11 protein-coding genes are annotated in these 13,239 nt (G+C 68.8%); all 11 read right to left on the bottom strand.

Annotated features, from left to right (window positions below):
• Window positions 1–2 precede the first annotated feature (2 nt).
• The gene (locus tag ACSRUE_RS10890) at window positions 3–1,541 is read right to left on the bottom strand and encodes a hypothetical protein (protein WP_441290944.1); all 1,539 of its coding nucleotides are present in this window, start codon (window positions 1,539–1,541) and stop codon (window positions 3–5) included.
• A 1,412-nt stretch (window positions 1,542–2,953) separates the two neighbouring features.
• Window positions 2,954–4,027, bottom strand: coding sequence for a tellurite resistance/C4-dicarboxylate transporter family protein (locus ACSRUE_RS10885; protein WP_441290943.1), 1,074 nt, complete (start codon window positions 4,025–4,027; stop codon window positions 2,954–2,956).
• The gene (locus tag ACSRUE_RS10880) at window positions 4,028–4,252 is read right to left on the bottom strand and encodes a DUF6755 family protein (RefSeq protein WP_441290942.1); all 225 of its coding nucleotides are present in this window, start codon (window positions 4,250–4,252) and stop codon (window positions 4,028–4,030) included.
• The gene (locus tag ACSRUE_RS10875; protein WP_441290941.1) at window positions 4,249–4,815 is read right to left on the bottom strand and encodes a ubiquinol-cytochrome c reductase iron-sulfur subunit; all 567 of its coding nucleotides are present in this window, start codon (window positions 4,813–4,815) and stop codon (window positions 4,249–4,251) included. The genes ACSRUE_RS10880 and ACSRUE_RS10875 overlap by 4 nt, the downstream gene beginning before the upstream one ends.
• A complete protein-coding gene (locus ACSRUE_RS10870; RefSeq protein ID WP_437764059.1) occupies window positions 4,812–5,447 on the bottom strand; it encodes a 4Fe-4S dicluster domain-containing protein in 636 nt (211 codons plus the stop codon). The genes ACSRUE_RS10875 and ACSRUE_RS10870 overlap by 4 nt, the downstream gene beginning before the upstream one ends.
• A gap of 18 nt (window positions 5,448–5,465) precedes the next feature.
• The gene (locus tag ACSRUE_RS10865; RefSeq protein ID WP_441290940.1) at window positions 5,466–7,781 is read right to left on the bottom strand and encodes a molybdopterin oxidoreductase family protein; all 2,316 of its coding nucleotides are present in this window, start codon (window positions 7,779–7,781) and stop codon (window positions 5,466–5,468) included.
• Window positions 7,778–8,944 (bottom strand): MFS transporter, encoded by a 1,167-nt coding sequence (locus ACSRUE_RS10860; RefSeq protein ID WP_441290939.1) that lies wholly within the window; start codon window positions 8,942–8,944, stop codon window positions 7,778–7,780. The genes ACSRUE_RS10865 and ACSRUE_RS10860 overlap by 4 nt, the downstream gene beginning before the upstream one ends.
• Before the next feature lie 196 nt (window positions 8,945–9,140).
• On the bottom strand, window positions 9,141–9,458 hold the full coding sequence (locus ACSRUE_RS10855) for a helix-turn-helix domain-containing protein (protein ID WP_441290938.1): 318 nt from the start codon (window positions 9,456–9,458) through the stop codon (window positions 9,141–9,143).
• Between the two features lie 388 nt (window positions 9,459–9,846).
• Complete coding sequence (locus tag ACSRUE_RS10850; protein ID WP_441290937.1) at window positions 9,847–10,539, bottom strand: hypothetical protein; 693 nt, start codon at window positions 10,537–10,539, stop codon at window positions 9,847–9,849.
• Window positions 10,540–10,749: 210 nt separating this feature from the next.
• On the bottom strand, window positions 10,750–11,481 hold the full coding sequence (locus tag ACSRUE_RS10845; protein WP_441290936.1) for a PspA/IM30 family protein: 732 nt from the start codon (window positions 11,479–11,481) through the stop codon (window positions 10,750–10,752).
• An 88-nt stretch (window positions 11,482–11,569) separates the two neighbouring features.
• Window positions 11,570–13,114: a hypothetical protein gene (locus ACSRUE_RS10840; RefSeq protein ID WP_441290935.1), complete on the bottom strand. Its 1,545-nt coding sequence runs from the start codon at window positions 13,112–13,114 to the stop codon at window positions 11,570–11,572.
• Between the last annotated feature and the right edge of the window lie 125 nt (window positions 13,115–13,239).

Genomic DNA, 13,239 nt, shown 5'->3' with positions numbered 1-13,239 from the left:
GATCAGGTCGCGGGCACGACGGTGATCTCGCCGCTGGTGTAGAGCGCCGAGGTGTCCCAGGCGAGGCCTGGGGCGAGCGGCACGGCGATGTTCACGGCGGCGAACGTCCCCGCGAGGTCACCGCCCCAGCCCAGCAGGGCGATGGTGTCCCCGACCTGAAACGACACCGAGCTGTCGGCCGGGGCGACCTCCAGCCCCCCATCGAGGAGGAGGTCCCCGTCGACCTGGAGGAGCGGCGAGGGGCTCGCTCCCCCGACGACGATCCTCAGGGTGGCCCCCGGCCCCTGGCTGTAGCCGCCGACGATGTCCGTCGCCGGGTGAGCCTCTCCGACCGAGAGCTCTCCGGACTGCATGTTGGCGAGATCGCCCACGAAGCTGCCGGTCTCGAGGCGCCCGCCGGCGAAGTCGAGGTCGCCCTCCTCGACCTCCATGGCGCCCGCGATGAGGTCGCCGTCCTCGATGCGCACGGAGGGCCCCAGGTAGGGATAGAGGCCGACGGCCTTCGGCGCGGTCCGGAGGAGGCCGTCGATGCTCACGAAGGCGTCCTTGCCGACCAAGAGCGACGGAGACTGATTGCCGCTGGCAAAGACGGTGACGTCGCCGCTGTTGAGCCATGACGCGTAGACGTCATTCACCTTGATGAAGGCGTGGCCGAGCTCGGAATGGATCTCGGTATCTTCCGTCACGAGGGTCCCGTACGCCCCGATGGTGAGCTCGCCGCTTCCTTCCACCGTCCCCACGCGAAAGAGCCCCTGGTTGGTCCACGTACCACCCCAACCGTGCACGCTGGCCTTGCTTCTCGACAGGGTCTCCGCGCGACCGATCCTCGCATTGTTCGTGAAGACCTCGGCCCGGTCGATGTCCAGCGTGCCCTGGCTGTTCACGCCCAGGATGAATTCTCCCGTGCTCACCCACCTCGTCGCGGAGCCGGTCACGGTCACGTGGCCATTGCAGCTCGAGCAGCCCGACGCGCCGCTGCCGCCGCCGATGTAGACATTGTTCGAGAAGAAGCTCCCCCCTTGCTTGATATCGACCCGACCGCGCGCTCTGAGGCCGATGTACGTATTCACCTGGCTCGTCAGGGTGGCGTCATACCCTTCGACGAGCACGTCGCCATAGCTCTCGGAGTTTTGATTCCCCACCACGAGATCATCGGTGAGCACCTCGGCGCCGTTCCGGACGACGAGCAGCCCATGACCATTGTAGCCCTTGACGCAGAGCTGGATGGATCCGCTGTTGGTCCACTTCGAGCCGTACCCGACGACCTGAACCGTGCCGCTGCGATCATTCCCTACCAGTGCGCCCGCGCTGAACAGCTGTCCGCCGCTCGCGACGATCACCTCCCCGCTATTGAAGGTGGGCTCCCAGGGGTCGCTCGCGCCGCCCACGCGGAGGACGCTCGACCCCAGATCCCACGGGTCGCTCGGGCTCCCGGGCGACACGTCCCCCGTGATGGTCACGTAGGCATGCGCTGTTCCCGCCACGCCCAGCGACGTAGCCACGAGCAGGGTCGATAGAGCATATTGAATGTGCTTGTCCATGAATCGTACCCTCCGCCAATGGTTCAATGGTCATGAAAGCCCACCGTCGCCCTGATACCCCCGCGAGGCGGGAGCTTCATGCGCGCGCAGTCCCCCACGATTAGATCTATAGATGAATCAGTCGACCACGACAACACAATTTAGTAAGTTAGCGCATTTTGGTCCGGCGCATTTTGGTCCGGACAAGATGGTCCAGGCCGCAGAGATCAGGCCGTGAGCCCCCGCGGTCCCCTTGGCCGGGCACCGCAGAATCAAGCGCGGCCGGACTCCGAGCGCCTGGTCCGGTGGTCATGAGAGTCCGCCGTCGCCCTGATACCCTTGCGACGCGGGAGCGTCATGCACGCGCGGTCCCCCACAGATTAACTCTGTATATGGGTCAGCCGACTATGGCAACACAATTTAGTAAGGCTTCGCATTTTGGTCCGGACGGGATGGTGCAGGCCGCAGAGATCTCGCCGCGAGCCCGCGCGGTCCCCGTGTCCGGGCACCGCGGGATCGCCCGGAATGACGGAACCGCCAAGGCGCCATAAGACGCCAAGATTATTGTGGTTTTCTTGGCGCGCTTGGCGCGCTTGACGTTCTCGGCGGTTCCAAAGACCCCACCTTCGGCCAAAGTCCCCCACCGCCCGTCGCCGCGCAGCCGGGGCGAAGCCCCCTGGATGTCCCGCCGCGCGCGCCCCCGCCCTGCTCCTGTCGATCAACAGTGCTTCCAGCACGAACCGGCTGGCCAGCCCGATCGCGCTCCCAGCGGAACCGGCTGCGACCCATCGTGATCTCCTCGAGCGCAGGCGATGCCCGAGGGTCCCCGCCGGGCACCGCGAATCGATACGGTGCGTGTCCCTCCGATGCCGCGCGCAGCCGAGACATTCATGCCGAGAAGCGACGACGCGCCCTCCAGAGGAGGATCGCCCCGCGGCAGCGACCGACGCGGGACCGCGGTCCGCTCCCTGCACACGCGCTCTCTGCTCTGCGCGCGAGGCGCGATGATGCCGGGAGATGTCAGGTGATCGACCCCTTCCGCAACCTCGGACCGCGGATCGGAGCGCGGAGGTCGGAGCGCCGCGAGCCCCGCGCCGCGGCCAGCGCTCCGGGGGCCTTGGCGGTGGAAGCCGGCGTTGAACCGCCAGAGCGGCCCGAGCAGCGCCGGGTCGACGAGCTGCAGCAGCGCGTACAGGTCGTCACGAGCCGCTCCGCCGCCGGCAGCGCCGCGTGGACGACCCGCGGCGCGAGCGCCTGCCCGCTGAGCGTGACGCCGAACGGCTCGGCTCGCCTGGCGCGGAGGGCGTGCGGGCTGGAGCGCGGCGCGAGATCCACCGGCTCGCCGGAGCGCCGGCGAGCGAGCCTGGCAGGTGGCGGACGCGCGCTTTCGGGCGACCGTGGCGGACGCGCGCCGGCGGGCCGCCGTCGCCCCCTCAGGCGGATGGCGCTCGGGCCTGTGCCTTGCCCGAGGCCAGCAGCGAGAGGACCATCGCGACGAAGACCACGATCCACGAAAGGAGCGCCACGTAGCTCGAGTAGCGGGGGATGATCAGCAAGAAATCCAGATCGACGGCTCGCGCCAATCGAATCGTACAGACGGTGTACATCCCCAGCGGGAACACCATTCCCCAGTACTGGGGATCGTAACGAAAGGGAAACCGGTGGACGGCGTGGCGCCAGATCCCCAGGATGACCAGGAGCGGGATCCACCAGGTCGCGGCGACCCAGAAGAAGAGCGTGAAGCCTGTCAGGAACGCCTCGATCCTCGCGATCAGCGGCGACGCCTCCCGGGCGAGCAGCAGCGTCGAGCCCGCGAGGGTCGTGATGGCCACCGCCCCCATGTTGATCCAGTAGGGCGGCGTCAACCGTTCCATCGTCATCGGAAGGAAGGTGAAGCGGTAGAAGATCAGCGTGATGATCGTGAGGTAGAGCAGGGCGCCGAGCAGGAACATGCACAGCGCGAAGAACAGCACCGGGGCGGGCGCCGTCATGCCGGGAGCGAGGAGCGAACCGAGGACGGAGACCCCCTGCGTGGCGACGATCGCGATGAGCCAGGCGCCGTTGATGCCCTCTTCGAGCGAGGGTTTCTGCTCGCGCACGATGACCGCGGTGAGGAAGCTGTACATGACGACCCCCCACAGCGCGATGCCCGCGAACCAGAGCACGCGCGCGGCGGAGGGCGCACCGCCGACGACGAGGAGCTGCGTTCCGAGCACGCAAGTCCCGGCGACGAGCGTGAAGAACCCAGGACCGCGGCCGTGATCGCGGAGATCGCCCAGCACGCGCCCGGGGTAGACGGCGAGGCGCATGAGCAGGAGCAGGCTCAGGAGCGCGTAGATCGCGAGGTTGACCCCGAGCAGGGCGCGGGCGGTCCATGACAGACCGACGAGCTCGGACGCGATCGAGACGATGCCCGTCGCCATGACGAGCGCAAAATAGCCGGGATACAGGTCCTCGATTCCGCGCGCGATCCGGCGGGTCAGCGTCGTCCTGCCTGAGCCGTCCATCTATTCGAACCGGACCAGGTACCGGAGGAGTCCTATGTTGAGACCCAGGCACAAAAGGCTCACGAGCGCCGCGGGGAGCGCGACCGTCGTGTCGCCGCCCAGCGTCGCGTTCACCGTCGCCGTGAAGAGCCAGAGCTGAAGCACGACGACCAAGATCACGAAGACGAGCATCCCGTTGATGATCGTCATGCGCTGGGCGCGGGCGATGCGGCTCCTCGGCTTCATGTCGCCGAGTCCTCGACGCCGGTCGCATAGACGGTCTCGTCGCGCACCTCGAGCAGCACGCGAGGGAGCCGTCGCTGCGGCGGACCGGCGAGCGGAGCCCCTGTGTGCAGGTCGAACCAGCCGTTATGGCAGGGGCAGTGGAGCTTGCCTTGCTCGACCGCGGGGATGACCGGGCACTGGAGGTGCGTGCACTGCTGATCGTACGCCACGAAGGCGCGCGGCCCCGTCTTCACCAGGAGCCGCGGCGTGCTGCCCTCGGGATAGGTGAACGTCTTGGCCCCCCCCACGGGGAGCTCGCTGACGGCGGCCACCGGGCGCGCCGGCGCCCTCGCCTCGCGCCGGCCGAACAGGCTCTTGTAGACGAGCCAGAGGTGTCCGACGGCGAAGGCGCCGCTCGTCAACACGACGTATTTGATCAGATCGCGGCGCGAGACATAGTCGTCCTCCGCCCAGTCGATCGGGAAGTCGCGCCGCCAGCGCGGCTGCACGGTGTCCGGGGCTCGGTCCGGCGGCACCGAGCGCGGCTCGAGAGGGCCTCGATCGCCGGTCATGGGCTGGCTCATGCTCCCCCTTCGCCCGCGAACACGTCGTCGAGCATGTCATGGCCGATGGTGGGCTCGTACATCGCCGCGGTGACGTCGATGATCTCCTGCGCCGAATCCGCCGGGACCATGACGTTCACCTTGGTCCGGATCGTCTGGGCCCCGAAGCGGAACGTGTTCACCGGCCTGGCGCGCGGGCGGAGCCTGGCCATCTCCTCGCGCGTGCCGAAGGCGAGCGCCTGGCTCGGACACACCGAGGCGCACATCGGCTTGAGCCCCACCGACGTGCGGTCGTAGCACATGTCGCATTTCATCATCAGGTTCATCCGGGTGTTCATCTTCGGGACACCGAACGGACACGCGAGCACGCAGTTGTTACAGGCGATGCAGCGCGGCTTTCGCGCCGTCTGGACGACGCCGTCCTCGGTGCGCTTGATGGCGTCGGCGGGGCAGACCTCGGCGCAGGTGGGCGAGTCGCAGTGCATGCAGATGACCGGCAGCGTCTGCGTCGAGCGCGCTCGATCCACGTAGTCGAGCTGGATCATCGATTGCCCCTTGTGCGTGTCACACTCGGTGCAGGCCTGGATGCACGACTGACAGCCGATGCAGCGGCTGGGGTCGACGAAGAATTCGTGCGTCTCGGGGACGGGCATCGTACGAGGAGCCTCCGCTCACTGCTGGGGTTCGAGGATCATTGCGTGGTTCGGAGGAGCGTCGGCCTTGCTCACCCGGACGGCGCAAACCTTGTATTCGGGGATCTTCGAGATCGGATCCTGAGCGGAGATCGTGAGCTGGTTGGCGCTCTTCCGGCCGCCCCAGTGGTAGGGGACGAAGACGGTGTCCGGCCGGATGGTCTTGACCACGGACGCGCGCAACGTGACGCTCCCTCGACGACTCTCGACCTGGGTCCAGTCCCCCTCGGCGATCCCGAGCTGCCCGGCGAGCCGCGGGTGGATCTCCACACGCGGCTCCGGGCAATGATCGACGAGCGGCCCGATGCGGCGCGTCTGGTTGCCGGACAGGAACTGGCTGACGACCCGCCCGGTCGTGAGGATGACCGGGTACGCGTCGTCGACGTCCTCGGCGGGCCCGACGTAGGGCGTGGGGTTGAAGCGAGCCTTCCCGTCGGGGAAGTAGAACGGACCGCTCCCCTTGGCCACGGGGTTCCACGAACCGGGCTCGAACAGCCGCACGGTCCCCTGGGGGCCCGGGTCGGGCGCTCCCTCCGGCGTCTCGCTCCGGCACGGCCAGAAGACGCCGAAGTTCTCCTCGATCCGCTCGTACGTCACGCCGGAGTAATCGCAGATGCCGCCCTTCGAGGCGATCCGGAGCTCATCGAACATCTCCCGCGGGCCCTCGAAGGTGAGCCCGCGCTCCCGGCCGAGGGCCTTCGCGATGTCCTGGATGATCCGCCAGTCCTGCCGCGCCTCCCCGGGACAATCGACCGCCTTGTGGATGCGAACGATGCGCCCCTCCACCTGCGTCACCGTCCCTTCGTCCTCCTCCTGGAGCGATCCCGGAAGCACGATGTCCGCGTAGCGCGCCGTCTCGCTCATGAAGAAGTCGATCGCGACGAAGAAATCGAGCTTCTCGAGCGCTGCGCGGACGAAGTTGTTGTCCGGCAGCGACACGACCGGGTTGAAGCAGATGGAGAGCAGGCCGCGGATCTCTCCGGCGTGGGCCTTGCGCATGATCTCGTACGCATCGACGCCGGGCCGCGGGAGGTCGTCGGGGCTCATGCCCCAGACGCTCGCCACGTACGCCCGATGCTCGGGATTGCCGAGATCGCGGCCGCCCGGCAGCTGATCGCACTTCTGCCCGTGCTCGCGGCCGCCCTGCCCGTTGGCCTGACCCGTGATGGTGGCGTAGCCGGAGCCCGGCCGCCCGATGCGCCCCGAAGCAAGGACGATGTTGATCGTGCTGAGGACGTTCTGCACGCCGTGGCTGTGGTGCTCGATCCCACGGGCGTGCAGCAAGAAGCTCGTCTTCGCCGTGCCCCACCACTCGGCGGCCTGCCGGATCGTCTTCTCCGCGATCCCGGTGACCTCCGCGGTCCTCCGCGGCGTCCATTCGCGCACCAGCTCGGCCACCGCGTCGAAGCCCACGGTGTGCTGCCGGATGAAGTCGTGATCGAGCCAGTCGTTCTCGATCATCAGCTGCAAGATGCCGTTGAAGAGGGCGGTGTCGCGCCCCGGTTTGACGGGGAGGAACAGGTCGCACGTCCGGGCGATCGGCGTGATGCGCGGATCGACGACGATGATCTTCGCCCCGTGCTCGCGCGCCTGCCAGAGGTAGTCCGTGGTGATCGGCGCGCACTCTGCCACGTTGGCGCCGGCGACGACGATCACCTCGCTGCCCAGGATGTCGCTCCACGGGTTCGCCGCGCGGTCGACGCCGAACGCCTTCTTGTTGCCCGCCCCCGCGCTGACCATGCACAGCCGACCGTTGTAGTCGATGTTGGCCGTCCGCAGGCACATGTGGGCGAACTTGCCCATCAAGTACGTCTTTTCGGTCGTCAGGCTGGCGCCCGACAGGAGGGCGAACGCGTCCCGGCCGTGCTCCCGCTGAATACGCTCGATGGCGTCCGCGACCCGGCGGATCCCGTCTTCATAAGCGAGCCTCCGGAAGCCCGAGGGCGCCGCCGGGTCCTTCTCGTAGGCGGAGAGCAGGCGATCGGGGTGCGCCTGTTGCAGGTAGCGCTTGACCCCCTTCGGGCAGAGCATGCCGCGGTTGAAGGGGAACTCGTACCACGGCTCGATCCCGACGATCGTGTTGTCCTTGACCTTGAGCTGCATTCCGCACTGCTGACCGCAAAAGCAGCAATGCGTCTTCACGAGCTTGTCGGGCTCGACGCCGCTGTCGACGCGGAGGTCGCTCGCATAGGCCCGGTGAGGTCCGAACTCGCGGATCACGCCGAGATCCAGCTCCGGCGTCGGCAAGGCGGGCCGCGCCGCAGCATTTCCGGAGGTGTCCTTCGATCCGTTCATGGGTGAAAATTCTCCGCGTCTTCCGTGTCCAGAGGGCCCTCGCCGAGCCCAGCATTGGCATACACCGGCATGGGGAGAGGCCCCTCGCTCGGCAGCGGCGCGCCGCCGCGGCGGCCATGCCACGACAACCCCTGCGCCAGCGCGAACGACGCGCGCCGGCAGGGCGGGCAGATCCATTGGTAGTGCTCGGCCTCACTGCCAGGGATCTCGTAGCGGTATCCCAGCTCTCGCTCCACCTGGATCAGGTCGAGCACGTGCATCCGCGAGGTGAAGGCGTGTCCACAGCGCCGACAGTGCGCCTTCTCCTCGGCGCGCCCCATGTCCTTGTAGAAGCCGACGCCCAGCTGGGCCGGGCGCTGGAAGATATGAAAGAACTTGCCGAACGGCAGCCAGACGAACGTCATGATCACGGTGACGGCGTGCAGGATGGAGATGAACGTGAACCCGTACCCTTTCATCCACGTATAGCTCGCCGTCAGCATGAGCCCCGTGACGCTCACGGCGAACAGCAGGAGGAGCGGCATGAGATCCTCGGCGAACCGCTGCAGCGCGCCCGCGCCCTGCTCCCGCATCCGGCGCCGCATGGCCAGCATGACCCCCGCGATCACGAGGAACGACGCCCACACGAGGCCGTGGAACAGGAAGAACCCCAGCGCCGAGTCGTGGGGGAACTGGAACGCAGGAAATCCGAAGACCACCGCTTCGTAGAGCGCCGGATCGGAGGACACCGGACGAAAGTGGAGCCAGCCGAAGACGAGCGGAAACGTGATCGCCACGGCGAGGGTGCAGCCCCACATGATGAGCAGGTGCGTCAAGCCGCGCAGCGCTCCGCGTCGCACGATGAAGCGGTTCATGAGGACATCCAGGCTGAAGCGGGACAGCCAGGAGCGGGCGTTGCGCAGCCGGAAGCCGCGCCGGAGGAACGCTTGCCAGCCGCGCCGCCAGTAGAGCGCGGTCGGTGGACGCGATAGCCACATCACGTAGCGGTACGTGAGGCCGAAGGTCGCGAAGAGGATCGAGAAGGTGTACGCCACGAGCGCCGCATCGAAGTGGGCGAGGTTGCGAGAGCCCACCAGGATGAGGGCCCCGAGCACCATCGTGGCGACGAGGCCCCACGTCACCGAACGTGCGACTTCGCGGGTCGTGGTTCGTGTTCGAGTCATCGCCTGATGTCCCTCTCGACTTGCGTGAATTTGCGTGAGCTGACGGACGAGCGTCGAGCTCAGGCGTGGATCGCGTCATTTTTGCGCCGATCCATCCCGCGTTCTCGCGCGGCGCTCTCGCGCTGTAGCACAGGCACGCGTCGAACCTCGCCGTATTTTCGTGGCGCGGGCCTCCTCTACGACCGCCTACGACCGCCTACGACCGCCGCCGGAGGATGTGCTGGAGCAGCTGGCGCGAGATGTTCAGGAGCTGCGCCGCCTTCCGCCGGCTCCCTCCGGCGCGCGCGAGCGCCTCGTCGACCAGGATGGTGCGGACCTGCTCCTCGACCTCCTGGATCGAGGTCCGCCCCACGGCTGCGCGCACCTGCGGGCGCAGATCGGGCGAACGGGCCAGCGCGTCGTCGATCGTGCGATCCAGCTCCTCGAGGCGCAGCGGCCTGGCCAGGAACGAGCGCACGCCCATCTGGGCGAGACGGAACGATGCCGCCGGGCTCGCCGATCCGCTGATGGCCACGATGGCCGGCGCGACGTAGCAGCTTGCGAAGGCAGGCCGTCCTGCTCTTACAAGGCGCAGACGCCCGCCGAATACAGCCGAGCTCACCGTCGCTACAAGCGGCTCGGAGATGGGAGAAAGATCGTCCCCGGCACGGTCTCCGTCCAGATCGATGGCCACAAGGGCTCTATCGGGCACAGTGCGTCGCTGATCGACAACAACCGAGCGATCAAGTTCACGGCAAGCATCCACGAGGGTGACGCGTTCAATCCGGGGAGCAACACGACCAAGTTCCTCGTCCTGTGGGCGTACGAGTAGCATCGTTCGCGGCTCTCGCGGCTCTCGACGGTCGCGGTGAGCACGGGGAGACCTCGTCGCTCACCGCTCCCGCCTCCTCAAAGGACGAGCTCTACTCGATGGAGAGGGTGACGGTATCGCCTGTCAGGTACGTCACGGTGAGGCTGCCGGAGAAGATCTCCTCGAAGGTGAAGTTGAAGAGGACGAGCGAGTAGCTCGTCTCGGATATCAACGCCGCGGCGGTCGAGAAGCTGTGCTCCAGCCCCTCGAGATGGATGTCGCCCTCGAACTCGCGCGACGCGATCCAGAAGGGCTCCCCGTCCGCCATCACGGGCACCAGGGCGCACTCGTCGTTCGTGGGCTCACCGTCGCTGAAGTCGGTTTCCCCCACGCCCCAGGCCCCGGCGACGAACGTCGCGCAGCCCGCCGTGGCGTATTCGTCCGCTGCAATCGCGAGCTCCACCGAGCCGAGGCCGCCGCCGCCCGCGCCGCCGCCGCCCTCGGCATGACCGCCTGCGCCCGCGCCGCCGCCCTCGGCATGGCCGCCCGCGCCGCCGCCCTCGGCATGGCCGCCGCCGCCCTCGGCATGGCCGCCCGCGCCGCCGCCGCCCTCGGCATGGCCGCCGCCGCCGCCGCCCTCGGCATGGCCGCCGCCGCCGCCGCCCTCGGCATGGCCGCCCGCGCCGCCGCCGCCCTCGGCATGGCCGCCGCCGCCGCCGCCCTCGGCATGGCCGCCGCCGCCGCCGCCCTCGGCATGGCCGCCGCCGCCCGGGTTGGGATCATCGTCTCCGCAGGCAACCAGCAAGCATCCAGCAAAGACAATCGATGTCCACTTCATTCGCACCTCAGCTCTCTGCGATGCGTGGGAGCGTAACATGAGCCCCATGCACGCAGAACGAAGCGACCCGGACGGCCCCCGACGCGCCCCTCGGCGCTGCCGCCCGCGCCCGCGCGCCCCGGCGTGGGCAGGCGGCCCCCGCCGGTTCGTGGTGCGGCCGCTCTCCCCCTCAGCCCCTCAGGACCCGATCCGGATCCGCTTCTTCAGCGCGGCGAGCTCGTCGTCGACCGCCGCCCCGCCCGGCTTGTCCGCGCTGCCAACGCCGGCGCCGCCGCGGCCGTGCTCGAGCTGGGCGAACTTCGCCTCCAGCTCGGCCGCCGACAGCCCGCCGCCGGAGATCGCCTCCTCGATCTCGCGCGACGCCGCGACCTGCGCCACCTGCCCCTCGACCTGCTCCTCCATGCGCCGGAACTCGGAGAACGCGCTCTGGCCGCCCCGCGCCCCGAGCCCCTCGGACCCGCCGCCGGCGCGCTGCTGCTGGATCTGCGCCGCGAGCGTGCCCTTCCGCGCCTGGAACTCCTCCTGCTTGGCCTCCATGCGCTCGAGCTCGGTCTTCATCGAGAGCACCGCCGAGCGCTGCTCCGCGCGCATCGCCTCGGCGCGGTCGCGCTCGCCCACCACGCGCTTCTTCTGCACGAGCGCCTCGCGCGCGAGCTTCTCGTCGTTCGCCTTCAGCGCGAGCTCGGCGCGCTTCTCCCACTTCTCCGCCTCGGCGTCGAGCTCGTCGACCTTCTTGCGCAGCACCTTCTCGGCCGCCACCGCGTCGACCAGCTCCTTCCGCGCCGCGCGGACCTGGTCCTTCATCTCCTCGACGATGAGATCCAGCGACTTTTTCGGATCTTCCGCCTTGTCGAGGAGCGCGTTGACGTTGCTCGAGATGACCTTTCCCATGCGGTCGAAGATGCCCATGCCGCTAGCGTGCACCGCCCCGCCGCCCCTGTAAAGCGCCCGCGCGCGGGGCCGCGGGCGCCCCCCGCGGCCCCGGGGAGACCGGCGATCAGGGCGGCGGCGGGTACGCCGGACCGAAGCTCGACTCCACCGACGACCGCGTCGTCAGCAGCGGCGTCTTCAGCGTCTCGTCCTCGTACAGCGGTCTCACCACGCAGGTGTCCTCCCCGCACTCCCCCCCCTCGACGAACGCGACGTCGGCGACCAGCCAGTACCGGGTGCTCCCGTCGGCCGGCGCGAACGTGACGGGCGCCTCCGGGTCGTAGAACCCCGTCGGGCCGAGATCCGCCCCGAGGGAGCCATTGCAGAAGATCTTGATCCGCGGGTGAACCGCGTAGTTCCGGCCATGCGCCGAGTAGTAATGGACGCCGATCCGCGTCCACTGCCCGAACGGCGGGAAATCCACGTTGATGTTCTCGGGCGCGCAAAAATCATCACTGTCCGGGTCCGTGACGTCGGGGTCGCACGTGATGTTGTCGATGTCGAGCCGCGGGTTATAGCAACCCTGGCCGAGATCGCGCCACGCCTGCCCGGCGCCGCGAGGGGCGAAATAACACGTGTTCTTGGCCTCCTCCGGGTCCGCATACCAGCTCACCGGCTCCGGCGGCGACGCGCCGTCGCTGAACCACCGGAGCTCCGGATCCGACCCCAGCGTGTCCACGGTGCAGTTGTTGTAACCGCAGTCGTCCGGCGAGCCGGAGACCGCCCACGGCCGCGTGTCGCCCGGCTTGTGCAGGTGCAGATCGAGATCCACCCCTTCGCCGCCGAGGTCGTGCTCCCACTCGAGCTCGACCCGCAGGCCGGGCGCGCCGACGTAAAGGGCATACTCGCACGACTCGGTCGCGCCGTCGGCGAGGCGCTTCGTGTAGATGACCTTGTACTCCCCCGACTGGAGCGGCTTGTAATCATCCGCCGGGCTCGCCCCGGAGACCGCCGGACACGGGTCGATGCCCGCGGGGCAAACGACGCTCCAGGTCTCCGAACCAGGCTCGGCGTCCACGCTGAACGTGCCTGTCCCCTCCTTCAGATCCACGTTCGCGAACGGAGGCACCCTCAGCGCGTGGCACCCCGCGGGGTTCTCGCTGAAGCACGCCTCGGTCGCGTGGCTGCCGCCGACGCAGGGCCCCCAGACGCCCACCTCGTTGCAAAGCTCGGTGCCCGGAAAGCACCCCTCCGCCCCGCGGTACGACGGATCGCCCATGAAACACGCGTGCGCCTGCCCCGCGACGCAGGAGCACGTCTCGTCGACCTGACCGTCGCAGTCGTCGTCGAGGCCGAGGTGGTTGAGATCGCAGAGCTCCTCGGGACCGCACTGGGTCCCGCACGGGTTCACGGCGGCATCGCCGCCGCCGCCGGCGTCGTCGCCAGGGGCAGCCCCGCCAAGGCCGTTATCCGGAACGAAATCACCGCTGCCGCTGCCGCCCTCGGGCGCGCCGCCGCCGCCCGCGCCGCCTCCGCCGTCGCCGGGCGCGCCGCCGCTCGCGCCGACCTCGACGCGCGGGCCTGAGGCGTGGCAGCCGACCGCGACGAACACACCCGATGTCGCGGCCCCGAGAAATGCGAGGAGCGCAGAGGAGACGCCGAGATGACGCATGAAACCTCCATGTCTCGCCAGCGCGCGGTGGAGCGGCCCGGGCAGGCAGGCGCGCCCGGCGAGACACCGGCGATGAACAGCGAGGTTCCTGGTTTAGCAGACTTGGCGCGATACCAAAGCTCGCA

The organism is Sorangium sp. KYC3313 (genome assembly GCF_052075895.1).
In the GTDB taxonomy this organism is placed as follows: Bacteria; Myxococcota_A; Polyangia; order Polyangiales; family Polyangiaceae; genus Sorangium; species Sorangium cellulosum_B.
Note: the sequence above shows the minus strand (reverse complement) of the source record. Positions and strands in the feature narration are given on the sequence as shown.

Excerpts from the sequence above, each read along its gene's own strand:
- ACSRUE_RS10890 (WP_441290944.1), bottom strand. The coding sequence starts at position 1,541 with ATGGACAAGCACATTCAATATGCTCTATCGACCCTGCTCGTGGCTACG.
- ACSRUE_RS10885 (WP_441290943.1), bottom strand. The coding sequence starts at position 4,027 with ATGGACGGCTCAGGCAGGACGACGCTGACCCGCCGGATCGCGCGCGGA.
- ACSRUE_RS10880 (WP_441290942.1), bottom strand. The coding sequence starts at position 4,252 with ATGAAGCCGAGGAGCCGCATCGCCCGCGCCCAGCGCATGACGATCATC.
- ACSRUE_RS10875 (WP_441290941.1), bottom strand. The coding sequence starts at position 4,815 with ATGAGCCAGCCCATGACCGGCGATCGAGGCCCTCTCGAGCCGCGCTCG.
- ACSRUE_RS10870 (WP_437764059.1), bottom strand. The coding sequence starts at position 5,447 with ATGCCCGTCCCCGAGACGCACGAATTCTTCGTCGACCCCAGCCGCTGC.
- ACSRUE_RS10865 (WP_441290940.1), bottom strand. The coding sequence starts at position 7,781 with ATGAACGGATCGAAGGACACCTCCGGAAATGCTGCGGCGCGGCCCGCC.
- ACSRUE_RS10860 (WP_441290939.1), bottom strand. The coding sequence starts at position 8,944 with ATGACTCGAACACGAACCACGACCCGCGAAGTCGCACGTTCGGTGACG.
- ACSRUE_RS10845 (WP_441290936.1), bottom strand. The coding sequence starts at position 11,481 with ATGGGCATCTTCGACCGCATGGGAAAGGTCATCTCGAGCAACGTCAAC.
- ACSRUE_RS10840 (WP_441290935.1), bottom strand. The coding sequence starts at position 13,114 with ATGCGTCATCTCGGCGTCTCCTCTGCGCTCCTCGCATTTCTCGGGGCC.